This is a genomic window from Candidatus Lokiarchaeum ossiferum (assembly GCA_025839675.1).
Classification (GTDB): domain Archaea; phylum Asgardarchaeota; class Lokiarchaeia; order Sigyniarchaeales; family Promethearchaeaceae; genus Lokiarchaeum; species Lokiarchaeum ossiferum.
The window spans coordinates 911436-938069 of the sequence record CP104013.1; the positions used below are offsets into that span (position 1 = coordinate 911436).

At 34.7% G+C, this 26634-nt stretch carries 20 protein-coding genes; 11 read left to right on the top strand and 9 right to left on the bottom strand.

All coding sequences use genetic code 11. The features are described from left to right. Nucleotides 1-318: 318 nt before the first annotated feature. The 3 genes from NEF87_RS03690 to nadA form a co-directional block, all read right to left on the bottom strand. On the bottom strand, nucleotides 319-1719 hold the full coding sequence (locus NEF87_RS03690) for an LpxL/LpxP family acyltransferase (RefSeq protein WP_457918693.1): 1401 nt from the start codon (nucleotides 1717-1719) through the stop codon (nucleotides 319-321). Nucleotides 1720-2109: 390 nt separating this feature from the next. Continuing rightward, on the bottom strand, nucleotides 2110-2538 hold the full coding sequence (locus tag NEF87_RS03695) for a hypothetical protein (protein ID WP_371805047.1): 429 nt from the start codon (nucleotides 2536-2538) through the stop codon (nucleotides 2110-2112). Between the two features lie 131 nt (nucleotides 2539-2669). Beyond that, nucleotides 2670-3611, bottom strand: a complete 942-nt coding sequence (gene nadA, locus NEF87_RS03700; RefSeq protein WP_457918694.1) for a quinolinate synthase NadA — start codon at nucleotides 3609-3611, stop codon at nucleotides 2670-2672. 178 nt (nucleotides 3612-3789) lie between these two features. Here nadA and NEF87_RS03705 point away from each other — a divergent pair, with 178 nt between their 5' ends. Next, nucleotides 3790-4737 (top strand): NAD(P)/FAD-dependent oxidoreductase, encoded by a 948-nt coding sequence (locus NEF87_RS03705; protein WP_457918695.1) that lies wholly within the window; start codon nucleotides 3790-3792, stop codon nucleotides 4735-4737. A 220-nt stretch (nucleotides 4738-4957) separates the two neighbouring features. Continuing rightward, the gene (locus NEF87_RS03710) at nucleotides 4958-5839 is read left to right on the top strand and encodes a hypothetical protein (RefSeq protein WP_457918696.1); all 882 of its coding nucleotides are present in this window, start codon (nucleotides 4958-4960) and stop codon (nucleotides 5837-5839) included. Nucleotides 5840-5845: 6 nt separating this feature from the next. Here the strand turns inward: NEF87_RS03710 and NEF87_RS03715 are convergent, their stop codons facing one another. Then, on the bottom strand, nucleotides 5846-6058 hold the full coding sequence (locus NEF87_RS03715; protein ID WP_457918697.1) for a hypothetical protein: 213 nt from the start codon (nucleotides 6056-6058) through the stop codon (nucleotides 5846-5848). Between the two features lie 501 nt (nucleotides 6059-6559). On the opposite strand from NEF87_RS03715, the gene NEF87_RS03720 reads away from it, so the two are divergent. Then, nucleotides 6560-8719: a sodium-translocating pyrophosphatase gene (locus tag NEF87_RS03720; RefSeq protein ID WP_457918698.1), complete on the top strand. Its 2160-nt coding sequence runs from the start codon at nucleotides 6560-6562 to the stop codon at nucleotides 8717-8719. A gap of 177 nt (nucleotides 8720-8896) precedes the next feature. Here the strand turns inward: NEF87_RS03720 and NEF87_RS03725 are convergent, their stop codons facing one another. The 4 genes from NEF87_RS03725 to NEF87_RS03740 all read right to left on the bottom strand — a co-directional run bounded on the left by NEF87_RS03725 (nucleotide 8897) and on the right by NEF87_RS03740 (nucleotide 13795). Continuing rightward, entirely contained in the window at nucleotides 8897-10690 is a 1794-nt protein-coding gene (locus NEF87_RS03725) for an aldehyde ferredoxin oxidoreductase family protein (protein WP_457918699.1), read from the bottom strand. Continuing rightward, on the bottom strand, nucleotides 10683-11204 hold the full coding sequence (locus NEF87_RS03730; protein WP_457918700.1) for a 4Fe-4S dicluster domain-containing protein: 522 nt from the start codon (nucleotides 11202-11204) through the stop codon (nucleotides 10683-10685). The genes NEF87_RS03725 and NEF87_RS03730 overlap by 8 nt, the downstream gene beginning before the upstream one ends. A 17-nt stretch (nucleotides 11205-11221) precedes the next feature. After that, nucleotides 11222-11497, bottom strand: coding sequence for a TIGR04076 family protein (locus NEF87_RS03735; protein WP_457918701.1), 276 nt, complete (start codon nucleotides 11495-11497; stop codon nucleotides 11222-11224). A 189-nt stretch (nucleotides 11498-11686) separates the two neighbouring features. After that, nucleotides 11687-13795 (bottom strand): sodium-translocating pyrophosphatase, encoded by a 2109-nt coding sequence (locus NEF87_RS03740; protein ID WP_457918702.1) that lies wholly within the window; start codon nucleotides 13793-13795, stop codon nucleotides 11687-11689. A 442-nt stretch (nucleotides 13796-14237) separates the two neighbouring features. On the opposite strand from NEF87_RS03740, the gene NEF87_RS03745 reads away from it, so the two are divergent. Beyond that, a complete protein-coding gene (locus tag NEF87_RS03745; protein WP_457918703.1) occupies nucleotides 14238-14459 on the top strand; it encodes a hypothetical protein in 222 nt (73 codons plus the stop codon). Between the two features lie 19 nt (nucleotides 14460-14478). On the opposite strand, the gene NEF87_RS03750 is transcribed toward NEF87_RS03745, so the two are convergent. After that, nucleotides 14479-15081, bottom strand: a complete 603-nt coding sequence (locus NEF87_RS03750; RefSeq protein ID WP_457918704.1) for a hypothetical protein — start codon at nucleotides 15079-15081, stop codon at nucleotides 14479-14481. 400 nt (nucleotides 15082-15481) lie between these two features. Here NEF87_RS03750 and carA point away from each other — a divergent pair, with 400 nt between their 5' ends. From carA to NEF87_RS03785, 7 genes are all read left to right on the top strand, one after another. Then, nucleotides 15482-16693, top strand: a complete 1212-nt coding sequence (carA, locus tag NEF87_RS03755; protein WP_457918705.1) for a glutamine-hydrolyzing carbamoyl-phosphate synthase small subunit — start codon at nucleotides 15482-15484, stop codon at nucleotides 16691-16693. Next, a complete protein-coding gene (carB, locus tag NEF87_RS03760) occupies nucleotides 16693-20052 on the top strand; it encodes a carbamoyl-phosphate synthase (glutamine-hydrolyzing) large subunit (protein ID WP_457918706.1) in 3360 nt (1119 codons plus the stop codon). The genes carA and carB overlap by 1 nt, the downstream gene beginning before the upstream one ends. 62 nt (nucleotides 20053-20114) lie before the next feature. Further along, on the top strand, nucleotides 20115-21011 hold the full coding sequence (locus tag NEF87_RS03765; protein WP_457918707.1) for a Rab family GTPase: 897 nt from the start codon (nucleotides 20115-20117) through the stop codon (nucleotides 21009-21011). Nucleotides 21012-21194: 183 nt separating this feature from the next. Further along, entirely contained in the window at nucleotides 21195-22001 is an 807-nt protein-coding gene (locus NEF87_RS03770) for an ABC transporter ATP-binding protein (protein WP_457918708.1), read from the top strand. Between the two features lie 14 nt (nucleotides 22002-22015). Continuing rightward, the gene (locus tag NEF87_RS03775) at nucleotides 22016-23764 is read left to right on the top strand and encodes a hypothetical protein (protein WP_457918709.1); all 1749 of its coding nucleotides are present in this window, start codon (nucleotides 22016-22018) and stop codon (nucleotides 23762-23764) included. A gap of 118 nt (nucleotides 23765-23882) precedes the next feature. Continuing rightward, nucleotides 23883-24956: a hypothetical protein gene (locus tag NEF87_RS03780; protein ID WP_457918710.1), complete on the top strand. Its 1074-nt coding sequence runs from the start codon at nucleotides 23883-23885 to the stop codon at nucleotides 24954-24956. A gap of 158 nt (nucleotides 24957-25114) precedes the next feature. Further along, the gene (locus tag NEF87_RS03785; protein WP_457918711.1) at nucleotides 25115-26632 is read left to right on the top strand and encodes a hybrid sensor histidine kinase/response regulator; all 1518 of its coding nucleotides are present in this window, start codon (nucleotides 25115-25117) and stop codon (nucleotides 26630-26632) included. Nucleotides 26633-26634 lie beyond the last annotated feature (2 nt).

Genomic DNA, 26634 nt, shown 5'->3' on the forward strand with positions numbered 1-26634 from the left:
GCCTGGTCAATTTTGGTGTACTGGTAAATTCCTATATTAGATTATGGGTCAGACCTAAGACTATCGGCGCTGGACTTAAGATCCAGTTTCATAGGAATACGTGCGTTCGAAGCGCACTCTCGGAACTATCTTTTTCTTCTATTTAATGACGATAAGCGACTTTTGGGATACATATTCAAATTTCATTTAGTAAGGATGTGTACATTATATTGACATTAATAAATAAACTTGAGAAAGTCGACTGAATCTACCATTAGAAACAAAAAAATTGGTAAAGTTTAGCAATGAGTTCTTTGCTAAAAAGGGAATGAAAAAAAGTTAATTGAGAATAAATTTGCTCAACTTTTCAGATAAAGTTAAAAATAAACTCCCCGCAACCCTCTCTTCTTTAGCGACTAATTCTTTTCGGGAAGCGGAACATAATTTCAATAATTCAGAAACACCATCCATAAGAGAAAGATCAATAAAGGTTTTATGAGGTCGGAGAATCCGATCAGGATTTTGAAGGCTCACCACTATTTTTGGGGCAATTTCATCAATCACAGCATGCAATTGAGCATCTTTTCGATCGGGTTCAAAACTTTTATCCAGAATAGAATGCATTTTTTGCAAAACATCTTCGAGAAATTGTTTCATGGTATGATTTGGAGGGAAATTAATTTTGTCTGCCACTCGGCGTTCGGTAAATTTCATGATTTCTTCCCAAATGTGAGTGTATCGCCGCACTTGATTATAAACAACCTTATTGATTTCGGTGGAAACATGACCATGAAATTCTTTATCGGGTTTATCCATATAGTCATTAGAAGCTTGCATTATTGCAGTATTATCTAAAAACTCAAGAGTCGTGCGACCAATAGGCCCATTTGGATGACATATAGCAGGTAAAATGACAGCCCCTGTTTTTTTATGAAGAGAAATAAAACTTTGAGGAGTGTGAATTAGATAAGGTAGCTTACCATGGAGACAAGGGGTTCGAAGCTGGGAAGAAGAGGCATAATCATGGTAAACAACAATGGAATGATTATTTTTCAAATCTCGGGTTAAATGGGGAGCAAGGAAGGAAAAAGATGTGCTCCCATAAATATAGAAATTATCGTACCGTTCTCGATTGTTGTATTCATACATGGGAATATTCTTGATGCTCCCGATAGTTGACACTTTATAATGATTAGGATGGCAAACTAATCCGAAATTTGCATGAAAAAATTGACCCACATGCGGGGTAGTAATAATAACCCCTTTTCCTTGAGCAATCGCAGCTTCAAAACGCTCAAAATGTTTTAAGGATATATTTTTTCTTCCATTCCTGTGAACGATTAAGGGAAAATTGAAGAAAATATCCATCATTAAGGAACCCATATATTTGGAACTTGCATCACATAATTTTCGGATTGATTTTTCAGAATAATTTGGATGAAGTGCTCGAAGACCCGCTTTTGTTCTTCTTTTTACTTTTCTTGAAGTACCTAAGATAAAATGACCAATAAAATGACCTATGCTATTAAAAAAGTGCAAGGGAGTATAGAGAAACATGCGATAGATCCCTTTCGTGATGTAAAATCTTAAAAATGAATAAGCAGGACCAAGTGAATCGCCCCAACTTTGTCCCTCTTTTTTGTCCCTTATCCCTTTTACTTTTTCCTTTTTAGTTTTAGCCTTAAATTCAGTGCGAGTATGATTAATTTGTTTCGGGATGAAAATTTTTACTCCAACCATTTTTCAAAACTGGTACATTTTTGATTAAATTTATATTTTTTTGCTCAAAATGGAGGTTTCAGATTACCGATTTTTGGTATTTAATTGAAAAAGGGAAGAGAAAAATTCAAGAGAAGCCCTATATCAAATGAGATATTTTGAATTTAAAAATTGGAGGATTCACATCAAAAGGATGATTTATCCGTTTTTTCTTTAAAATAATTGTTCCTAAGATAATACTTTGAATCACAGCAACAAAAAATACACTGTAAGTCAAACGGATTAAATCGTTTGGAAAATTTAATTTGCAAAAGACTCATTTGAAAGCATAAAAAATGTAGTCTGTGAAATTAAAAAAGGTTCCCCATTAAAGAGTTCGATTATTTAAGGGAAATCTTTTATTGATGGAAATCATTGAAAAATATCTTGAAACAACACTTGCACATTTGGTCGTGTATCAGAGTCATGCAAAAATATGGAAATGTCCCCTTTAAAATCGGAATACAAAGTTTCCAACTCATGACCCCATCTAGCTTCAAACCGTACACCAAAGTTTTTAAGAGCATCCATCACAGGGCGCGTAGGACTCACTCCAATAACTAAAACTTCTAAAGAGTACTTCCCAGCCCGCATGATCAAATATTTATTTGAAATTTGGGCATGCCCAATTTGTCCTTCTTTTTGGGGAATGATAATTTGCTTTCGAGCAATGGTTTGGCGGATTTCTTCGACAAGATTTGCATCAAATTCAAGATTTGGGGCGGATTGAAGAAAAATCACATGGAAATTTTCATTATGAAACACCAATAAATATTCATAGGACTGACTTAGGGGCACCATTGATCAGTTAAAATATGAATTGCTACCTTAAATTTTTTAGGGCTCTCAAAAGACTTGAAAGGAAAATTTGAAAGAATGAATGAATAGAAAAAAGGAGAAAAACCTAGAAAACAAGATATTGTATAGGATTGTTAGCTATAGCGCATCATGGTATCAATACTTTTAACCGCTTTTTCGGCGATTTCTGCTGGAACTCGCACTTCAAATTGAGATTCTTGGGGGGTCCCGATAGATTCTAAAACGAGAAGGATTTTCTCAAGAGTGATTTTCTTCATATTTCGGCAAACAGCATCCGATGAAAGAGGAAATAGTTTTTTAGAAGGATATTTATCTTGTAGATGATCACTAAGACCAATTTCAGTCCCCAAAATGAATCCTGCAGGAATATCATGAGTTTCCACATACTGAATCATTCCAGAAGTCGAACCAACATAATCGGCTTGTCTTAGGACTTCAATGGGAGATTCAGGATGGCAAAGTAAATGAGCCCCTGGATGAGCGGCTCGGGCTTCATGAACATGATCAATAGAAAATTGATTATGAACCAAACAATTCCCATTGGGAGGAACGGGAATGACATTCAATCCTGATTCTTGCTTCACCCATGCAGCGAGGTTTTTATCTGGTCCAAATAAGATATTGTCGGTTTTCCAATCTTTGGCCACATTTTTAACAATGGTCAATGCATTGGATGAGGTGCAACATACATCCGCAGCAGCCTTAGTTTGGGCCGTAGTATTGACATAAACGATTAATGGTGCTTTAGGATATTGGCTTTTATACTCTAAAATTACAGAAGGATTAATAAAGTTAGAAAGAGGACAACCTGCCCTTAACTCCGGAGAAAGAACGACTTTATCTTGATTAAGAATTGAGGCTGTTTCTGCCATGAACTTAACAGCAGCAAACAGGATATAGGGAGTATTAATCTCATTTTTCGCAACTTTGGCTAGACCCAAAGAATCGCCCATAACATCGGCTATTTTTTGAACTTCCAAAGGTTGATAATAGTGAGCCAGTATGGTGACCCCTTTTTCGGTTTTAAGACGGCGAATTTTATCACTCAAGGACATTATACTTGGATTAATGCCACAATGAATAATAAGTTAATTTGAATCTTTAAGAAGGAAAACCACTATATCAAATATAACAACTCCAAATTTTTTAGAAGAAAATTTGTAATATATGTGATTAATTAATGCACAACCTTTAAAAGAATGGAGATCTTTAGTAACCCAGAGGAAACGAAACATGACCCTAACATGTGACTTAAGTAAAGATAATTGCTTCCAAGTTTTGATTGTTGGAGGTGGTCCTGCCGCAGTATCGGCCGCGATTTACTGTCATCGATTTGATTTGAAAACTATAATGATTGGTCAAGAATATGGAGGAGCAATCGCACGGACATATCTACTTGAAAATTACCCCGGATTTCCCGAAACTTCGGGTTATGATCTTATGGAATCATTTCAAAAGCATTACGAACACTTCAAAATCCCCTTTGTCTACGAAACAGTATCTAAAATTGAAAAAGATAATATTGATGAATTTACAGTGACGGTGTCAGGGGGAGAACAATATCACGCTTGCTCAGTGATAATTGCTACAGGCACAAAACATCGAAAGATGAATGTCCCGGGAGAAGATGAATTTCATGGAAGGGGAGTATCCTATTGTGGAACTTGTGATGGTCCATTTTTCCGTGACAAGGATATTATCGTCGTTGGAGGCTCGGATAGTGCAGCGGTAGAAGCCCTCTTTCTGTCTAGATTTGGACGAAAGGTGAATATTGTGTATCGAAGGGATAAAATCAGATCAGAACCCATCAATACTGCTCGATGTCATGCAGATGAAAAAATTGAGATAATTAATAATACGATCATCACTAAAATAAATGGTACCGATAAAGTGGAATCGGTTGAATTTCAAGACGGAACCATTTTTCCAACCGATGCGGTTTTTATTGAAATTGGAGCAATTCCTCAAAGCGATCTTGCAAAAGAGTTAGGTGCAAAACTTAATGATCGGGGTGAGATTATTGTAGATAAATACGCCCAGACCAATATTTCAGGATTATTTGCAGCGGGAGATGTCACAGATATTCGGGAAAAGCAAGTAATTACTGCTTGTGGACAAGCTGTTACTGCATCCTATTCTGTTCGCGATTATCTTGACGAAAAAGGTTGCACTGACGAATAATTCGATTCAGGATCCATTTGAGATCGCAATTTTTTTTATTAAGTTCTTCTATACGAAAGCTTTTAGAAACTTCATGAAGGCTTTTTGCAAAATATAATTATAAATAAGAATCTTGTTCTATGAGCCATAGGGCTAATTTTAAGAAGAATAAGAAATATCTTCAGGCAATCTAATATAAAAAATATAAAATAAAATCAAGTTTTGGTGGTTTCACGTAAAAATGGTTTTTAAGAAGATTCATAATAAAAAACACCTATTCATTCTCGGAATACTTGTGTATTTTTCAATCTTGAGCACTTTTAAAATTGGAAACTCAATTCCACCTTTAGAAACTGATTTAGAGTTTTCTGCAGGTGGGGGAGATTATATCATTTATTATTATGAAAATGGATTAGAAACATCCTACGAGACCTTTGAAACTGGGTATCGTAAAATTTTATTCACAGAAATCCAAAACTCGACGGAAAAAGTCGTATTTTCGATTTCAGAATTTACGAATTCATCCACAATTGAGAATTGTTTAGGGGATCAACTGGAGAATTGGACTTTAACTCAGACTTACAAAAAAACCGTGGATAAATCAAGTACCTCCATTTATAATTTAAAATATTTGATGCCGAAAGATATTACGGTTTTACATCATCTTCTCCAGAATGATACTTTTGAACAAAGCCAATTTGGACAAGAACGGGCAGAATATTTTTCCGACAATCGATTTATCGAAACTAACACGTTGTCTATTACTGGTACGAATTACACAGCCCAAATTGCTTGGAAAGTTGAATTCGCAAAAAATGAATACTCAATCATTTCCATCACTCGCCGATATGAATTAGAGGTAAATGTTGAAATGGAATATAATCGAGCAAATTTATTGAAGGAATATTCCGCAATGTGGTCAGAGCAAACAATTGAAGATACAGGCGCCCGAAAACCAGTAATTCATACCGAACGACTCATACTATATACAACCTCGATTATCGAACCCCCTGAACCACGAAAAGGGATTACAGGATTTCCAACTTTAATATTCATAGGAATTTTTATCGGAACCGCCCATATCCTACAAACCTCCCATCGAAAATGCTTATTGAAAAAATAAAATATCTTAGCTGAAAAAATTATAATCTGGATGGTATCGAGGGATTATTGACTTCTTCTTCAATTGCAAACTATTTTGATGAATTTTATCGACCAAGGCATCTATTATAAGATAAAATAAAATGATACCGCACAGAATGGCAAATTGAGGAATAAATACAAATCCGATAACAACACCAAGGGTTGCAAATATGAACAATTCAAATCCATGTAGTTTCAAACAAATCCTCCCCAAACACTTCATAGAGTTGAAATATTTAAAGATGTTGATTTATTTTTTCCAAGTTTTGAATTTTATAAAGGATACACTCAAAATATTGATAGATGATGGTCTTTAGGAATGGAATAACCAATTTTCTGGAATTTTTTGTTCTTTCCAAGAACTTTGGCGTATTTTTTGAAGTTCAAATTAAAGAACTACCACATTTTATCAATGTTTTCTATGTATAATATACAAAAATGGATCTTTTCTCGCCAATTATCATCCAATTTAATTGGTTTTTAAAAACTAAGAAATATATTGTAGCGATTAAAAAAAAGATGACTTTTTGTAATAACATTTTAAAAATCCCTTCATTTTCAAATTTTTTCGGAAAAAAAAGCCTTATTATAGATTCTACATAAACAAGTACATAGTTGGCGACTTAGTCTATTTTTTTAAAAAAATGTGATAGAATTGCCAATTAAAATTCGATTTATTTTGTAGAAAAAGGTTGTAAAAATGTTTGTTAATGTATGGTCTTTATGGCTTGTGTTACTTTCTGCTATCGTTTCACTTGTAGTAGCATTTCTTTTAAAAAAGAAAGTTAGCACAGCTGATCCAGGTAATGAAGAAATGGTTAAGGTTCAAGGGTATATTCGAGATGGTGCTAACGCTTTTGTAAGGCGTCAGTATAAAACCTTAGCAATTTTCGTTGGTGGATTAGCGATTGTAGTCGGAATTATATACTATATTTATCCTATCGAAACTGAAGGTACAAATGTTAAGTGGTGGGTAATGGTATTATCGTTCATTGTAGGATCCTCTGCTTCAGCTTGGGCTGGGTGGTTAGGAATGAAAGTTGGTGTTGATGCTAATGCCAAAACTGCTCAAGCAGCGACCAAAGGATTAACTCCCGCCTTCGATGTTTCCTTCTTTGGAGGGGCAGTTATGGGTCTTATTGTCACTTCTGCTGCATTAGGTGGAGTTTGGTTACTTTATTATATTATTGGAGAACCGATAGTAATTTTAGGATTTTCCTTCGGAGCTTCAACCATTGCACTTTTTGCTAAAGCCGGTGGTGGTATCTTTACCAAAACCGCCGATGTTGCCGCCGATTTAGTCGGTAAAATCGAATATTCCTTACCGGAAGATGATCCCCGCAATCCTGCCGCCGTGGCAGATAATGTTGGGGACAACGTTGGAGATATCGCCGGAATGGGTGCAGATCTCTTTGATTCATATGTGGCTTCCATAATTGGAGCGATGTTGTTAGGTTATAGCGTATCTTATACAGGTCTTTTTGATTTAGCTAACGCAGATATTTTAGCATCTTTTCCTTTAGTTATTAGCGCAGCAGGACTATTTGCATCCATCGTAGGCATTTATGTAATCTCTAAAATGAAGAAAACTAGCCCTGGAAAGGCACTTAATAGTGGCACATATCTTGCAGCAGCATTATTCATAGGCATTGGAGCATTATTTACTTTCCTCCTTACCACATCTAGCGGAATCGATACAAGTGGAAGTGGACGATTTGAAAATATGTCAGATAAATTATGGTTAAATTATGGAGCCGCAGCTTTTGGAGTTATCGCAGGAATTATTATTGGATTAACCACCGACTATTATACCGATGATTCCAAACATCCTACCCAAGCCGTAGCCGAATCTTCCCAACAAGGCCATGCCTTGAATATCTTAACCGGATTTTCCTATGGGTTAATGAGTGTCGCACCTCCAACACTTGGAATTGTGGTCGTAATGGGAATTTCATATGCATTAGATGGAGTTATTGGTGTTGCTAGCGCATCCACAGGTATGCTTGCAATTGTAGGAACGATCGTTGCAAATGATGCTTATGGTCCTATTGTAGACAATGCCCGTGGTATTGCCGAACAAGGTGGGCTTGAAGAAGATGTTATTGCCTTGTGTGATAAATTGGATTCCGCGGGAAATACCGCAAAAGCAGTTACCAAAGGATTTTCCATTGGGGCCGCTGCTTTAACCGTATTAGCCTTATTATATTCTTTCATGGAAGAGGCAAAACTTCTTTTAGTAGATACTGATTTTGTGACAGGACTCGATGTTCTTTCTGTTGATGTTATGATTGGACTTTTATTAGGAGTTATGATTCCGTGTATCTATTCGGCCGTTTTAATCTTTGCAGTGGATAAGAATGCCCAAGTTATGGTCAAAGAAATTCGACGCCAATTTGAAGAACATCCAGGTATTTTGGAAGGTACCGAAGCAGCCGATTTTGAAAAATGTATCGATATTGCAACTGTAGGTTCCCTAAAAGCATTGGTTGTTCCTTCATTATTATCAGTTGTTGCACCAATTGTTGTAGGAGTTTTATTCGGAGTACGTGCTTTAGGAGCTTTCTTGGCAGGAACTATCCTCATCGGATTCATCTTTGGATTACTCTTATCCAACGCAGGTGGAACATGGGACAATGCCAAGAAATACATTGAAGATGGTAACTTAGGTGGTAAAGGCACATTGGCTCACGCCGCTGCCGTGACCGGAGATACTGTCGGAGATCCGTTCAAGGATACCGCCGGACCGGCAATTAATACCTTAATTTGTGTGATGTCCCTTACCGCTAGTATGTTCCTTCGATTATTTGTGGGTATAAACAGTGGAGAAGGCTTAATTCAATTAGGTACATTAATAGCATAATAAAAAATTCATTTCTTTTGATTTTTTTTGTCTTTTTTTTTACAATTTTTAAAAATCCAATTCAAATAATGGAAGTTTTTCAATATAATGAACATTGATTAATTAGAAATCAAAAGACTTGTATTTCTAAAAGAATTTACATTTTTGAATCTGTATCAAAACTCAAAGAAAAAAAAATTATTTCCAATGGTGCAAAGAATAATATTTATCAACCATTTGATCAATATCAACTGTAGAATTCTTGGTCGGGCCTCGAGGTAAAGTTTCCTTAATAAAACGTTCAGGCAGGGTGTCATCCTTACGACTCAATCCAAACTTAGTATTAAGAGTATGTTGCAAATCTACGGATTTAGTCATAATTTCTTCAAGATGTTGAGGAGTATATTTAATTCCAGTACAAAAATTCAATAATTTTGAAGTAGTCTCAAACGTCAACACATCCATACATAACCCAATATTTTTACACATTGTCAAAGAATCTGTTAAAAGAGCGATTTTTTCAGAATAATAGACCAATGCTGCTTTTCCTTCTTCTGAAAGTCTATGAGCTGCTTCAATTGTCCCAAATCGTTTCAAAGATTCGTCTTCACGATTGGTTAATTCAAAAAATGGTTCTGCCCGTAAATGATCCCCACCACGTGATGCAATAGCATAAGTAAGTCCATAAGCTTTGATACCCCGTGGATCGCCGTTGATGATATCCAACCCTTTTACTTGTAAAACTAATTTTTGCGCTTCTTCTGAAAATTGTTTTGAGAATTTGTAAGCTCCCATTGCAAGTTTATCTCCAATTCCTTTCCGAAAAGTGATAAGCTCGATAATATTACGAACGCTATCAATATCTCCCCAGTCGAGAGTTATATCATCAATGTCACTAGGTAGAATTAATTTCTTTTCTTGACATTCCATAATCCAAGCAATAACTTCAGAAGTGGAAACAGAATCTAAACCCATTTGATTTAGGTAAGTATTCATTTCTAAAGCAAATGCAAGATTATTATTTCCAATCTTTGAAGTAAAGCTACATAGCGTTTCATATTCTGGACCTTCTGCTTCAAATTCATTACACACATAATATCGCGAGCAATGTAAGTTACAATTAAAACAAGCCTTATTTTTTACTTTATATTTCTGTGCTAGTTTTTCTCCCGATATTTCATCCAGATAATCACAAATCCCATCTTGAAAATGCTTTGTTGGTAAAATTCCTACCCCATTCAAGTCACTCATCAGCATGGTAGTACCCAGATTATACCTTTTTTGATACTCTCCATGATTTCGAATTAACTTCTTCATTGATTTCACTTCATCATAAAATGCAAGCGAATCAGCATAATCTAAAATACCGCTGCCTTTTACTGCAATAGCCTTAATATTTTTTGATCCCATCACAGCACCCATCCCTGTTCGGCCATTCACCCGATTTCCACTAGAAACAATTGTTGAATAAAGGACTTGATTTTCTCCAGCAGGTCCAATGGCTGCAACTTGAATTGAATAATCTTTTTGAGATTTTCTAATTGAATAGGTAGTATCCACAATAGTATGATGTTTTAATTCAGGGCACTCGATAAATTCAACACCCTTATTAGAAATATTAAGATAAAGAAGAGCAGAACTCTTCCCGGTTATTATGATTTGATCAAAACCAGTCAATTTCATTTCCGCTCCAAACTGGCCTCCTGCTGCAGAATCACCGAGAATCCCAGTCATCGGAGATTTTGCAGTTACAATTACATAACTTGAGGATGGAAGAATTGAACCCGTTAAAGGTCCAACTCCAAATATCAATAGATTTTCGGGTGACAAAGGATCACAATCAGGATCTAATTCTTCAAACAAGCGTTTGGTATTAGCCGCTCTTCCACCAATCACATCTCGAATCCATTTTTTATCAAGTTCTTCAATTTTAAATCTCCGTTCAGTCAAATTAATTCGTAAAATCTTTCCACCATATCCAAATTTAAGCATGTTTTTCCCCCCATTTCTTTCTTATCTCATTTCCTTTGGTGGCTATATATAGAAAACGTCTTTCAGAAACATTCATTCCTTTTGAATTCTCTTTAAAATTTGATAAACTTACCGTTTCGATACAATTTGGTGCAAATTGAATGGCTTGTTCAGTACAAACATCTACACATTGTGGATTACCACCACATAAATCACAAACATAATAAATTCTTTCAAAAACTTCTATTGCACCGATAGGACAGCTTTTTTCGCAGGCCCCACATCGAGTGCAAATTGTTGGACTTATGATAATTTGACCCATTGATCCAACCGTGAGTGCATTGAATGCACAGGATTTGATACAGAATCGTTCTTGGCATTGTTGACATACGATTGGTCCATCAATCCCAGTGGAATATGAGCTCATAATTTTAATTCGGCTAAGATTTCTGCTGCTTTTTCCTGAGCGTAAAAAAGCACATGTAGTTTCACATTGTCGGCAACCTGTACATTTACTAAGATCAATTTTTATCATCTTAACACCTTCAAATTTTAAATTTCTTCTACTTCAATCCGATATTGAACTAATCCATCAGGATCAGGGCAAGAAAACTGTTGAGTTTTTTTTACCCAATGTTTGTCATCAAGTTTATCTTTTATAGCTAAAATTGGAAATACAGGCATCATACTTTGTAATGCCCACAAGCAAATATGTTTCCCATCGGGAACAATAATCTTTGAATCAATAACATGAAAATAATCACCAATTAACATTGGTAAATTACAATATCCATGAATTTTTTCGACTGTTACTTTTATCGTAGTCATAGGAATTCATTTTTATGATTTTTAGAAATATAGATAATGTACTTCAATATTTTATTCTATAAAAACATAAAAATTGGGATATTCTCAAGAGGACTAAAAAATCGTTTATCACAGTATTGATTATAAAAAAGTAGAATTGAAAGAATAAAAAAAAAGTGTGGATAATCCACTAAGATATTCGAGTTAATTTTATAATTGAATTAACCCGGCACCGCCTCCAACAGCAACAAATAATGGTAAGAATATACTTGCTGTTAAAGACATTACACAAATTAAGGTATTGATGGCCGGTCCGGCGGTATCCTTGAACGGATCTCCGACAGTATCTCCGGTCACGGCAGCGGCGTGAGCCAATGTGCCTTTACCACCTAAGTTACCATCTTCAATGTATTTCTTGGCATTGTCCCATGTTCCACCTGCGTTGGATAAAAGTAATCCAAAGATGAAACCGATGAGGATAGTTCCTGCCAAGAAAGCTCCTAAGGAACGAATTCCGAAAATAATTCCAACAACAATAGGTGCTCCAACAGATAATAAGGATGGCACAATTAATGCTTTAAGGGAGCCTTTGGTTGCAATATCGATACATCGTTCAAAATCGGCTGCTTCGGTGCCTTCCAAAATACCAGGATGTTCTTCAAATTGGGTTCGAATCTCTTTGACCATAACTTGGGCATTCTTATCCACTGCAAAGATCAAGACTGCGGAGTAGACACATGGAACCATAACTCCAAGGAGTGCTCCAATCATTACATCAACATCTAACAAATTCAATTCCATTACAATATCAACGGTAGCTTCTTCAGCTTCGACCATGAAAGAGTAAAGGAGTGCGAGTACTGTAAGTGCAGCAGCGCCAATGGAAAATCCTTTGGTAATTGCTTTTGCGGTATTTCCGGCTGAATCTAATTTATCACAGAGGGCGATAACATCTTCTTCCAAGCCACCTTGTTCTGCAATACCTCGAGCATTGTCCACAATTGGACCATAAGCATCATTAGACACGATTGTTCCAACAATAGCAAGCATTCCAACGGAAGCACTGGCAACTCCCCAAACACCATCTAAGGTGAAGGAAATAGCCATAGCAACGACAATTCCAAGGGTTGGAGGGGCGACGCTCAATAAACCGTAAGAGAATCCGGTTAAGATATTCAAGGCATGGCCTTGTTGGGAAGATTCGGCTACGGCTTGGGTAGGATGTTTGGAATCATCGGTATAATAGTCGGTGGTTAATCCAATAACTAATCCAGCAACAACACCAATTGAAGCAGAACCCCAATTTAGCCATAAACGATTTTTCATTTCATCAGTAATTCCAGGAGTTGTGAAGGTTAATAGGGTAAACATAAGTGCAATTACTATGAATAAACCAGTAGCAATCCATGTACCAGAATTAAGCGCTTTTCCAGGACTTTCTTTTTGCATCTTTGAAATTATGATAATTCCAATGATAGAAGCAAATAATCCAGCGGCACTAATAATAATTGGATAAGTAGTAAACACTTGAGCATCAACAATTTCCATATTTCGGAAAACGGAGTAAGCTAATAACATAGCGGCAATTAAAGAAGCAACGTAAGAATCAAAGAGATCTGCACCCATTCCGGCGATATCTCCAACGTTGTCCCCAACATTATCTGCCACGGCGGCAGGATTGCGGGGATCATCTTCCGGTAAGGAATATTCGATTTTACCGACTAAATCGGCGGCAACATCGGCGGTTTTGGTAAAGATACCACCACCGGCTTTAGCAAAAAGAGCAATGGTTGAAGCTCCGAAGGAAAATCCTAAAATAATCAAAGGATCTTCAGCAAAGAAATATAATATGAATACTCCACCTAATGCAGAAGCGGAACAAATTAATCCCATAACTGCTCCTCCAAAGAAGGAAACATCAAAGGCAGGAGTTAATCCTTTGGTCGCTGCTTGAGCGGTTTTAGCGTTAGCATCGACACCAACTTTCATTCCTAACCATCCAGCCCATCCAGAAGCAAAGGAACCCAGGAGATATGAAAGAACCATTAAACTCCAGTGGAAATCAAGTGAACCAGATACACCGTAAAGAATACCAAGTGCAATTGCCAACCCTAATACAAATACTGCAAGGGTAGTATATTGGCGCTTGATAAAGGCTCCAGCTCCATCTCGAATATATCCTTGAACCTTAACCATTTCTTCGTTTCCAGCATCTGCGGTATCCACTTTTTTTTTAAGCAAGAATGCCGCGACAAAAGCGGCAATTGCTGCGACGAGGACCAACCAAATGGTCCAGACACCTGTTACTGCAAAGATCATTTTTATTTACACCATTTCAAATCGTTATTTCAAACAATTTGGTAATGTTCACAATAAAATCCACAAAAGTAAGGTTTTAATTTTTCAAACCAAACATTTCAACAGATTTTTTGTGGTTAGTGTAGGATCATGGTCGATTGTTTTAAAGCTTTATTTTTATTTGACTGAAAAAATTAAAAAATGATGATATATTTATGGTTACAAACCACCAATTTGCTCAGAAGACTGTTTTCGAATACTTTTAGCTCTAAAAAAGCTCGATTAACTGATCAAAAGCTTCTAAAAGAAAAACGATTTTTATTTTCCGCAAAAAATGTTTCATTTTCCATATTTCAATGATCAAAACAAAATATTATTTTAGAAAAATAGTCCACAATAGCAACAAAATGAAAAAAAGATAAATTTCTTATGAGTTTTTTCGTTGTATAATATTGAAATCTATATGGATTCGGTAAAATGTTATAATTGCAAAAAAGTGACGAATCTGATATGTCACAAATGCCAAAAACCAATATGTTCAAAACATTCCTACACAACTCATCACCATTTATATTGCGCAACATGTTTTTTAAGAGAACGCAAAGTAGGTATGGCGAAATCTTGGGGAATGCTTGCAGTTTTGATTGCGATCGGCATTGTAATAGTAATTATTGCAAAAGGATAAAAGAGTTAAAATTTTTTTTTTATTTCTGAATGATTGAGGATAGCTGCATAATTGAAGTTTTTATTAAATCCTTACACAAAACTTGAATTTTTTTCTTAGAGTAGATTTCAGCCAAATAATAAATAAAAATCAGATTATATAATAATGAAATACTTTTATCAACCTTGGAATCGATTCGATTAATTTCATTCAATATTTCTTTTGTAGGAGTTTTCCCTGCCTTCTCTTTATAAAATTCTTGGATCCAATTCCATCCACGAGTTTCAAAAATTTTTTGTCTTAATTGTTCTAAGGTTTTTGTAATCACCAAATAATAAATCATAACATCATCGCTATCAGTATCTTCCATCCCTCGAATATTTAACTCCATATTTTCTTGCAGAGTGGATAAATCCACATGAAATTTTTCTTCAAGGGAGTTCAAATAACCCGCAATATCATGATCATAAATGTGGGAAAAAAATTTATCGAGGTCTGAAATGAAGAAGTGTAACAAGTGTTCTAATCCTTCTACTTTGATATAATTATTCACATTAGTTCCCATTAAGAGATCATCACCTTGTCCCCTAACAACTAGTGCATAAACACCTAATTGCAACATTTCATTTTGAATTTCAGCCATTTTCTTCCTCAAAAATTTTGAATACTCTCACTCGATGTGATAGTTATACATGGATCTTATCGTCTAAATAAATTTTAAGATTTGGCAAACAAAAAATAAATGTATTTAATTTTAGAACGAAATTTGACTTTTAATTGAAGTTACTGCAAATTGCTGGAAACATCAGAAAAGATAACCAAAACGAAGTTAAAATATTCATTTCAGTTTTTCATTGAATGAAAAGCGGATTAAAAGCATAAAATTCCATAAATATGGATTTGAAGAAAGATTCCCAAGGATTCTTCAGCAGAATCAAAAAATTAGAGCAAGATTAAGAAAGAATCACATCAGAAAAAAGTTTTATTGTTAATGGGAAAGTGATCCCATTTAAAAATGCTGTATGAATCTAGTTGGTAAGCAAATGATTACCTTAGAAACACTGCTTGAAGAACAAAAAGCGGTTTTAGTTCTTAGTAATGGAAAAATTTTTCATGGAATCGGTTTTGGAGCCACAACTAAAGCAATTGGTGAATTAGTATTTACAACCTTCACTGCAGCAGGTTACAATTGTGCATTGACAGACCCAAGTAACCATGGGCAACTTTATACTCTAACCTACCCTCTTGTTGGAAATTATGGCGTTCCTCCATGGGAAAAGGATCAAACGGGGATAGAAAAGTGGTTTGAAAGTGATTCTATTAAGTGCTCCGGGTTTATCGTCCATGAAGCATGTAAAAATCCTTCTCATTATGAATCGACAAAGAATTTAGATATGTTTTTGAAAGAACACCATATTCCTGGAATTGAACGCATAGATACTCGTGAATTAACGAAAATCCTCAGGAAGGAAGGAGTTCAGTTAGGGTTGCTTCAAGTATTTGCCAAAGATGAACTCATACCCTCCGATACAGAGTTGTTGCAAGAAGTTAAAAATGCTCTAGATCCAAATCAACGCCATTTGGTCGCTGAAATTTCTAGAGAAAAAGTTCAAGAGTTAAGAATAGCCGAAGAAAGAAGTATTGGAACAGTAATTGTAATTGATTGTGGAGTAAAGAATAACATTTTACGTGAATTAAATAAACGAAACTTAGATGTAGTAATCGTTCCCTACAATACTTCTTATGAAGAAATAATGAAATATGATCCAGATGGAATCTTAATCAGTAATGGTCCTGGAGATCCTAAAAAGTGCATTGAAACGATTGAAGTAGCTAAAAACATCATAAATAACAATATCCCATGCATGGGAATATGTTTAGGAAATCAAATTATAGGGTTAGCTGCCGGGGGAGATACTTATAAAATGAAGTTTGGACATCGAGGCGGAAATAAACCAGTTATTGATTTACGTACAGGAAAGGGATTTATTACAAGTCAAAATCATGGCTATGCACTAAAAATCACCACCTTGCTTAAATCGGGATTTAAACCCCTTTTTACGAATGCTGATGATGGAACTAATGAAGGAATTTATCATCCAGAAAAACCGATCTTTGCGGTCCAATTCCACCCAGAAGCATACCCTGGTCCCGAAGATACAACCTATTTATTTGACGATTTTCTTCAAAACATCGCTTTTCGCGCTTTTACACATCCACGAGATAAAAATCAATCTATTGAGGAGGAGATTTAATGCCATTAGACCTCTCCATAAAAAAATCTTTAGTTTTAGGATCTGGAGCAATTCGTATTGGTCAAGCAGGAGAATTTGACTATTCAGGATCTCAAGTATTAAAAGCCCTCAAAGAAGAAGGCATTTATACAATATTAATCAACCCAAATATTGCAACTATTCAGACTGATCCAAATCTCTCTGATCAAGTCTATTTATTGCCAGTCACTGCAGAATTTGTTGAAGACATTATTAAAAAAGAACACCCTGATAGCATTTTATTATCTTTTGGAGGTCAAACAGCCTTAAATGTAGGAGTAGAACTGTATAAAAAAGGGATTTTAAAAAAATATGGAATTCGAGTTTTAGGAACACCGATTGAATCAATACAAAATACAGAGGATCGTGAATTATTCCGTAAAATAATGATGGAATGCGACGTGGAGATCTGCAAGTCCGCTACTGCAACGAATAAAGAAGAAGCAGAAAAAATAGTCCTTGATATTGGATATCCAGTAATGATTCGGGTGGCCTACACATTAGGTGGAGCAGGATCAGGAATTGCCCACAATAAAGAACAGTTTGATGCCTTAGTTGATAAAGCACTTGCTCAATCAGTAATTTCACAAATACTTGTGGAAGAATATGTAGGTGGGTGGAAAGAAATCGAATATGAAGTTATGCGCGACAAAGAAGATAATACAATCACAGTATGTAATATGGAAAACTTTGATCCTTGCGGTATTCATACAGGTGAATCGATAGTAGTTGCCCCAAGCCAAACTCTCACCAATGAAGAATATCAAATGCTTCGATCGGCATCAATTCGCGCAATTCGACATATTGGTATTATTGGAGAATGTAATATTCAATATGCACTCCACCCAACATCTAAAAAATATATTGCAATTGAAGTCAATGCACGTTTGTCTCGCAGTTCTGCTTTAGCGAGTAAAGCAACAGGCTATCCTTTAGCATACATTGCAGCGAAACTAGCTTTAGGTTATACCCTACTTGAATTGAAAAACAAGGTAACAAATATTACAACAGCTTGTTTTGAACCTGCTCTGGATTATGTCGCATTAAAAATGCCTCGATGGAATTTAGAAAAATTTCAACGCGTTTCTCGTAGAATTGGAACACAAATGAAAAGTGTTGGGGAGGTGATGGGGATAGGAAGAACATTTGAAGAAGCCTATCAAAAATCCATCCGTATGCTTGATATTGGTATGAGAGGGGCGGTTGGAAATGATCTTGAAAAAGAATGGAGTGAATTAAGCAGAGATGCATTAGAACATGAATTAAATTCACCCACAGACATTCGATATTTATTGATTCCTGTTGCCTTGAGAAAGGGTTTATCTGTGGATGAAATTTATGCTTTAACCAAAATTGATAAATGGTTTCTTCATAAAATTGAACATATCCTGCAAATAGAAAAAATGATGCAAAATATGCCTTTAGATACCGAAAATCATATAAAAAGCATGGTCATTGCTTATGCAAAACGATATGGGTTTTCTGATGGGCAAATCTGTCGTTATTTTGATCAAGAATCCTATGAAATTCGTAAATTTCGGCATAAAGCGGGGATTCAACCCGTTGTTAAGCAAATTGACACTTTAGCAGCAGAATGGCCAGCAAACACAAATTATTTGTACATGACGTATGGAGGAACTACTGATGATTTGGATTATTCCAATGCGGAACAAAACAACCTAAACATCAATGGTAAGAAGAAGGTCATAGTTTTGGGTTCTGGAGTTTATCGGATTGGATCTTCAGTCGAATTTGACTGGGGCTGTGTAAACATGGCTTGGGCACTTCGAGAACTTGATGTAGATGAAGTGATAATGATTAACTATAACCCAGAAACAGTTAGTACCGATTATGATGTGAGTGATAAACTGTATTTTGAAGAATTAAGTCCTGAGCGCGTCTTAGACATTTGCCATAAAGAATATGCCCAAGGATTGATTGTGAGTGTAGGAGGACAAATTGGGAATAATCTAGCTCAAGAATTTACCAAATATAAGAAAGCTTTCGATGCAACAGGAATAAAAATTTTGGGAACCTTAGGAAAAGATATTGATAAAGCTGAAAATCGCATGAAATTTGGAAAAATAATGGATTCTTTAGGAATTATTCAACCCCGCTGGGCTCAGCTCTTAGAAATGGAAGATGCCTTAATGTTTGCCAAAAATGTTGAATATCCTGTTTTAGTGCGACCATCATATGTACTCTCTGGAGCAGCCATGCGAGTGGCCACGCGAGAATCAGAACTGAGAGAATATTTAGAACTTGCAGCAGTAGTTTCCAAAGAAAATCCAGTAGTAATAACCAAATTTTTTACTGATGCACGAGAAATTGAATGTGATGGAGTTGCGGATGGAGAGAATGTGTTCATTGCTGGAGTAGTTGAACATATTGAAAATGCAGGTGTACATAGTGGAGACGCCACTATGAGTCTTCCCGCACCATCACTGCCGTATAAAATGTGGGAAAAAATTCAGCATGAGACACGCAGAATTGCATTAGCTATGGGAGTGCAAGGTCCATTCAACATCCAATATTTAGTAAGAGATAAAAAAATCTATGTAATTGAAATGAATCTCCGTAGCTCCCGATCCATGCCATATGTAAGTAAAACAATAGGCATGAATCTAATTAAGTTAGCCGCCGAAGTCATCATGGGAGGCAAAATACCCAAACGGTTAATAAAACATTCAATTCCCCCATATGTTTGTATAAAAACCCCTCAATTTTCTTTTATGCGCTTAGAAGGAGCAGATCCAATCTTAGGAGTTGAAATGATGTCGACCGGAGAAGTAGCATGCATTGGTGAAGATTTTCCTGATGCTTTAATTAAAAGTATGATGGCCGCAGAATTCAAAGTACCACTTGAATGTGGTAATATTTTGATTACAGTTGCCGGGATGGAGTTAAAACAAGCGATTACACCTTTTGCATTACGCTTGGAAGAGTTAGGTTTTAAAATTTTTGCAACCCCCCACACTGCGGATGTATTCATGGATCAAGGTATTAACGTGGGCATCCTCAATAAAGTAAGTCAAGAAGAAATCAAACCAAATATAGTGGATTATATTCTAAAACGCGATTTGGCTTTAGTCATCAATATTCCCCTTGCATCAAACAAAATTCACAGCAATCAGATTTTAGAAGATGAATATCTTATCCGTAGAAAAGCAATTGAATTCAATATTCCGGTGATAACCAACATCCAGCTTGTCGAAGCATTGGTTGAAGCGATTGAGAATTTGCATGATGCAGGCATAACCAGCATAGAAAAATACCATGAAAAAGTATTGATAAAATCTCTTTCTGATTACCATCAATATCTTCGTGAAATATACTGGTAATTTTTTTTTACATTCAATGATTTATTTAGGTTCATAATAACTTATTTGTTTGATTGCATTTGTTGAAAAACGTAACCATCATTGGAGAGAAAAAATCTGTTTATTCCAAGGATATAGCATTCTCTTTTATAACTCCAGATTTTCTCTCAAATTTCATGATTAACATAAATGAAGAAATGACAGCCCGGAAGTATTTCAATCAAGAAACCGTTTTAGATTTACTTTCAGTTAAGATCATCTGCTATAAAATTTTGGAACCTTTTCCTTTATTCTTTGCCTTAACGTACGATGATTCTATTGTCCCAGAGAAATTTTATCCAACATTACATTCTGTGATAGAAAAGACCTTGGATTTCTTAAAAGATAAGAAACCCGAAATTTTACAAAAAGAACCAACAGTTTTTAAAAAGCCCTTTGAGAAACTTGTCGATTTTGCTATGGAAAATAGACCCCCAAAGATATCAATATTGGGATACAATGGTGTTGGCAAAACATCGATCTGTAATTACATTGAAGGAATAAAGCCTGAAAAGTTATTACCAACAATGAATATTGAACGACATTCATTTCGATTATTCAATATTCCAATAATACTATGGGATTTTTCAGATGAAATCCCAGAAAACATGGTCCAAAAGTTTCTTTTAGGTTCTGATGCGGTTATAATTGTTCTTGATTCAACCAAAAAAAATGCTAAAGACAGTTTACATCTTTTAAATTTGACAAAAAAGACCGTCCCACATGCTGAATTAATTATTGTCGGGAATAAACAAGATCAAAAAAAGGCGGAATCAATTGAGAAATTAGAAAAGCTAATGAATCACCGAATTATACCGTTTAATGCAACAAATTTTGCTAATGCGCGATTAATTCAGGAACAAACCGCTGAATTATTAGAAATATGTTGTGAAGAATTAGATTATACTGACGAAAGCTATGTAGTGCAACGAAACGATTAATTTTTTTTATCTTCTTTCCATCTGGCGCCCTATGGATCCATCAGAGTAATGAGGAAATCATATATTTCTTACCCTAAATTAATTTAATTTAGATTTATGAAACTTTTCCTATCCAATCAGTAAGAAAAAAGATTCATAATATTACTAAAGAAAATTCCATTAAAGTTAATTAGGTTAAAATTTATGAGTGAATCAAATATAATGCTTAAAGTTGAACACATATCAAAATCTTTTGAAAATGTGCACGCTGTGAATGATTTGTCTTTCAATATTAAAAAAGGAGAAATCTACGGATTACTTGGACCAAATGGAGCGGGAAAAACAACCACAATTAAAATGATTTTGGGTTTATTAGAACCAAATGAGGGCAATATTGATGTATTAGGACTTCACCCTGAGAGAGATGAGGTAGAATTGAAGAACCGGATTGGTTATGTTTCCGAAGAACCTCTAATTTACAAATCACTCACTCCTAAGGAATTGTTTAATTTCATTGCTTCGATTCGAAAGTTGCAAGGAGAACGAGTTTCAGAAAAATTAGCCCAATATTTGGATAGTTTGGGGGCGGTAGAATATTATGAGAGATTGATATCGACCCTATCTAGAGGAAACAAACAAAAAATCCAAATCATCGCAGCAATTCTACACGATCCGGAATTACTAATCATGGATGAGCCTTTAGCAGGTTTAGATGCAAAATCTGTGAAAGTAGTTAAAGAAATTTTGGAATTACATACCCAACGGGGAGGTTCCGTCTTATTTTCGACGCACATCATGGAAGTTGCAGAAGATCTATGTGATCGAATCGGAATAGTTAATCAAGGAAAACTTGTTGCTGATGGAACAATTGATGAATTGCGCGAAAAGGCACAAAAACTTGGTCCAGATTATGATTTAGAAGATATCTTCTTAAAGTTAACAGATCAAGACGAATCGGTAAATGAGATCATTGAAAAACTTAGAGCAACTATGAATGGAAACCATAAGTAGAGGCATCGAATTCAATGAATAATAAACAATTATACAAAATTTCTAAGTTTGCTTACACGGAGGCATTCACACAATCTCAATTGGACATCGCAGGTTCTCAACAGAGCAAAATTTTGGAGAAAATGGAAAAAAATCGAAAATATATGAAGATGCAAAGTATTACCATGAAAATTGTTGTAGGTGTTTTCATTGCTCTAATGGTGATTATCCCGATTCAAGCATTCATTAGTATTAGAAGTGCTATTGCTGAAAATATTATCCCCGAAAGTTATTTGATTTTTGCGGGAAGCATGACGCTAAGTGCTTCGTTTTTAATTCAGATAATGTATCTGATTATGTTTGGGATGTTCTTTGCCTCAAGTTTACTTTCAGGCGATTATTTGAAATGGCTTTCTACATTACCCATTGAAATGAAAGATATGCGAAAAATTACAATGATGACATTCTTCCGTGGTATGGATGTACAATTTGTTGCTTTGCTACTCGTTCTTCCAATCGGTACCGCCATTATTACTCAAAGTATAGTGCTTACTCTGTTGAGTCTTCTGTTATCGATTATAAATATAGTCTTCTCATTTAGCTTACTTGTAATAATTGGAGAAAAAATCAATAGAATCATGAATAATAACGAAGCAAATTCGAAAAAAGCAACTTTTGCACGAATGTTTGTTATGCTTTCATATTTGATTGGTTCGATGAGTATGTCCTTGGGATTAAATTTTGCAATGAGATTCATTCCAACATTATTTACCGAAGCAACTTTAAGCAGTATTCCTTCATCTACTATTAATACCCTTAATCTTATATTCAGCGCCATACCTCTCCCTTTTACGGCAAGTTATTCTTTAGTTGAAGTATTAATCGTTTTAACAGGAAACGGAGAAATATCTACAACTTTGATTATCACATCTCTTCTCGGATTGCTATTGTTTATTGGATTTACATACATCTTATTAAATAAAGCACTTAAACTTCTTACGAATGTTTTTGTTCAGAAATCCAAATCTTTTGATGAAAATGCAAAAAAAACCACTATTGAGGATGTAAAGTTATGTATAGAAGAACCAGTGAAAGCATTTTTCCTAAAAGATAGACAAATGATTACTCGAGACATGCAAATGATGATGCTTGTTATCATGCCCATCTTACTTCCATTTATAGGAATCGCAACAACGGGATTTGTAGGCGAACAGGGAAATGAAGCCTTATTTGTACTTTTTACTGTGAATATCATCTACTCAGTTCTTTCTGGAGTTATGATTGTTTGGGGATTATTGAATGTGGAATCAACGGGATCAACAATTCATGCTTCCTTACCAATAACAGTAAGAGATCAAGTGAATGCAAAAGTGAGATGGATTTTCTTAGTATTGACAATTTCTTCTTTCCTTCCAACCATTTTTATGATTGGAAAAGAATATTTCATAGATTATTTGATAATAACCACTCTATTCTTCCCAATTGGACCCATCACAGGTATTATTACATTAGAACTAAAAGTTAGATTGTTCGGTAAAATGAAATATAAGTATGTAATAGAAGATGTGAATATTGGTCAGACATTACTAAAATGGATCTTAATTGGAGTGGTTGCATTATTGGTGTATATAGGAACGTTTGCAATGGTCATAATCTACATGTCAGAAATGACCGAAGGATATATTGGAAGGATGGCTACAATCATTCTTCCAATTGAAGCAACAGTCAGTGCATTATTATACTTCATCTATAATAAAATGTTCCCTAAACCTAAGATTTTCTAGCAAGGGTTATTTTTTTTTCATTTTTTCTGAGAAGTTTTAGTTTAATCGATTGAAGCTTCTTACTCAGTAAAATATTTAAATTTAAAAAGTTGTTTATCCTAGTATTGGAGCAATTTCTATGCAAAAATTAATTCTTGTTAATTGGGATATGCAACTTGGACCTCGAACCTTAGTTCAATTTCCTCCCGAAGAAAATTTCCCACCAAAAGAAGTTCTCTTAAAAATTTGGGCCCAACATGAAATTAATCCTAAAAAATACTTTATTTCCTATTATGATAACGAGCAGGATAAGTATTATTGCTCCTATTTAAAGAAACAAATTAGAACCATTAAGACCTATTTCATTGTGTTAGAACTGTCTCCAGAAGATGATGAGCGAATTTTTCAAGAGATCTTGGACAACATTGCGGAAGATTTAATTAACAAGATTGATCATCCTCATTTTAACCACGTATTGTCTGAAACATATCGAATTGTTAAAACCTATTCTGATCTTGACCAAGAACAATTATTTTTAAGATTATTTGAGGATAAAGTGAGATCGGACATTTTTTCAATATTAAGAAATGGGGTTCTCACGAAAAAGCAATTGAAATCTAAGTTAGAAGATTTATATGGTTACTCTGATTTGAATGTAGATCTTCTCTTAACTCCCTTCATACGATTAGGATTAATTCAAATAAATAATATCCCCGGTTCTCCAGATTCCCTTTTCTTGGTAAATGATGTTTATTCTTGTTTCTTACCTCCAAAAGAAAAACCTAATACAGATATAATTCGAGATGTAATAACTCAACGGTATATGTCACCTAAGATCATTCCAAATGAAGATTTACAACCCCTAATGCATTTATATCAAGAACCAGGAGTTAAAGAACTCATTTCATTATTGAATGAAGATATTCACAACGGTATGCCTTATGAAATCGCACTCACGGTTTTAAAGAATAAAGAAGACACAATTGAACAATTGGAAAAGCACAATATTGTTTTTGTTCACAATAAGAAAAGAATTTATCTCATAAGTCAATTGAATTTCATTAAATTCGTACCGACATATTTAATCTCAATTCTAGCTAAAAGATATCAAAAAAGTGAAATATCTTTAGATCAATTAGTTCAACAATTGGATTACATAAAATTAACAGATATGGAAAACACTTTGGGAGCAAATTGGAACCGGATCTATTAGGATTCCTATGATAACAAAATTGATATAAAATTATTTAGCTATGAAATAATTCCCATTTTTTTTTCTAGAATTTACGAAAAATTTTTGAAATGTAAATATATTAGTGCTTCTCTCATTTAAAATACTTGAAATCCACTTGATTAAAAAATAGGATTATTATGGATATTTATCGGTCGTTTGTAGAGAATTTTCATGGAATTGCATTTAGAAGATTACTAAATGACAAAATCGTTCTTTTCGAAGGTATGGTTAAAGAAATTTCTGGTTATGATAAAGAAGAATTCATGAATAAAAAAATTACGTGGAAAAAACTAATGCATCCAGATGATCTAGAAAGATTATCCGAAAATATCCATAGATTACATGTAATTAGAAATTATTCTACAGAACGCGAATATAGGATCAAAACTAAAAATGGAAAAATGAAATGGATTCATGAGAATTTGCGTAGAATTGATGAAAAAAACCAAATATATATTGAAGGAACTATTGTAGATATCTCAAAAATGAAAAATGCGGAACTTCAATTACGAGAGAGTGAAGTAAAGAGAAGCGAAGAGCAAATGCAAAAAGAAAAATTGGAATCGATAGCCCTTTTGGCGGGTGGTATTGCCCATGACTTCAATAATATCTTAACTTCCGTATTAGGAAATTTAGAATTAATGCAGATGGAATCTTTAGAGGGCGAAACCCAATTACTCCTAACTGAAACATTGCAAGCAACTCATAGAGCCACAAATCTTACACAACAACTTTTAACTTTTTCAAAAGGGAAAAAACCAATAAAAAAAACAGAGTCCATAATCCAAATCTTAGATGAAGCATCCTCTTTTGTTCTTCGAGGCTCAAATTGCAAAACTCAATGTATTTTTGAAGATTTAATCCCTCCCATTAATGTAGATGCAAATCAAATTTTACAAGTCATTAATAACTTGTTAATCAATGCAAAACAAGCCATGGAAAAAGGAGGTATTATAACAATAAGCTGCTCAACAATAGATATTAATCGGATTGATACAATTCCCCTTCCTTTTGGTAAATATCTTAAAATTGCAATTAAAGATACTGGAAAAGGCATTCCAAAGGAAATTCAATCAAAAATCTTTCAACCTTATTTTACTACAAAATCTAGAGGATCTGGTTTAGGGCTTGCAACGAGCTACTCGGTGATAAAAAACCACAATGGTCACATTAACTTTCAATCAACAAAAGGAGTTGGGACAGTTTTTAACATATTTTTGCCTGTCTGGGATGAAGCTTTTGTGATAGAAGAAAAACGTAATGAAAATTCTATACTTCCTGAGAATATGAAAGTACTTGTAATGGATGATGATAAAGCCATTCATCGGATGTTGTCACGAATTTTTAAGCGCTACAAATATCGGATGGATTCAACTTATGCTGGGGAAGAAGCAATAGAATTATATAACCAAGCTCTTCTAGAAAACACTCCTTATGATCTGGTAATAATGGATTTAACTATTCCAGCAGGTCTCGGAGGTGAAGCCACTGCAGGAGAAATTCTTAGAATTAATCCCGATGCGAAAATGATTGTTTCTAGTGGTTATTCAAACAATGAAATTTTAGCAAATTATAAAAAATATGGATTCCAAGCAATTCTAAAAAAACCCTACACAGTTGAAGATTTGCGAAAAGTTATAAACATAATAAGTTGATT

Excerpts from the sequence above, each read along its gene's own strand:
- NEF87_RS03730 (WP_457918700.1), bottom strand. The coding sequence starts at position 11,204 with ATGATAAAAATTGATCTTAGTAAATGTACAGGTTGCCGACAATGTGAA.
- nadA (WP_457918694.1), bottom strand. The coding sequence starts at position 3,611 with ATGTCCTTGAGTGATAAAATTCGCCGTCTTAAAACCGAAAAAGGGGTC.
- NEF87_RS03740 (WP_457918702.1), bottom strand. The coding sequence starts at position 13,795 with ATGATCTTTGCAGTAACAGGTGTCTGGACCATTTGGTTGGTCCTCGTC.
- NEF87_RS03745 (WP_457918703.1), top strand. The coding sequence starts at position 14,238 with ATGGATTCGGTAAAATGTTATAATTGCAAAAAAGTGACGAATCTGATA.
- NEF87_RS03710 (WP_457918696.1), top strand. The coding sequence starts at position 4,958 with ATGGTTTTTAAGAAGATTCATAATAAAAAACACCTATTCATTCTCGGA.
- NEF87_RS03785 (WP_457918711.1), top strand. The coding sequence starts at position 25,115 with ATGGATATTTATCGGTCGTTTGTAGAGAATTTTCATGGAATTGCATTT.
- carA (WP_457918705.1), top strand. The coding sequence starts at position 15,482 with ATGATTACCTTAGAAACACTGCTTGAAGAACAAAAAGCGGTTTTAGTT.
- carB (WP_457918706.1), top strand. The coding sequence starts at position 16,693 with ATGCCATTAGACCTCTCCATAAAAAAATCTTTAGTTTTAGGATCTGGA.
- NEF87_RS03705 (WP_457918695.1), top strand. The coding sequence starts at position 3,790 with ATGACCCTAACATGTGACTTAAGTAAAGATAATTGCTTCCAAGTTTTG.
- NEF87_RS03725 (WP_457918699.1), bottom strand. The coding sequence starts at position 10,690 with ATGCTTAAATTTGGATATGGTGGAAAGATTTTACGAATTAATTTGACT.
- NEF87_RS03770 (WP_457918708.1), top strand. The coding sequence starts at position 21,195 with ATGAGTGAATCAAATATAATGCTTAAAGTTGAACACATATCAAAATCT.
- NEF87_RS03775 (WP_457918709.1), top strand. The coding sequence starts at position 22,016 with ATGAATAATAAACAATTATACAAAATTTCTAAGTTTGCTTACACGGAG.
- NEF87_RS03780 (WP_457918710.1), top strand. The coding sequence starts at position 23,883 with ATGCAAAAATTAATTCTTGTTAATTGGGATATGCAACTTGGACCTCGA.
- NEF87_RS03695 (WP_371805047.1), bottom strand. The coding sequence starts at position 2,538 with ATGGTGCCCCTAAGTCAGTCCTATGAATATTTATTGGTGTTTCATAAT.
- NEF87_RS03690 (WP_457918693.1), bottom strand. The coding sequence starts at position 1,719 with ATGGTTGGAGTAAAAATTTTCATCCCGAAACAAATTAATCATACTCGC.
- NEF87_RS03750 (WP_457918704.1), bottom strand. The coding sequence starts at position 15,081 with ATGGCTGAAATTCAAAATGAAATGTTGCAATTAGGTGTTTATGCACTA.
- NEF87_RS03735 (WP_457918701.1), bottom strand. The coding sequence starts at position 11,497 with ATGACTACGATAAAAGTAACAGTCGAAAAAATTCATGGATATTGTAAT.
- NEF87_RS03720 (WP_457918698.1), top strand. The coding sequence starts at position 6,560 with ATGTTTGTTAATGTATGGTCTTTATGGCTTGTGTTACTTTCTGCTATC.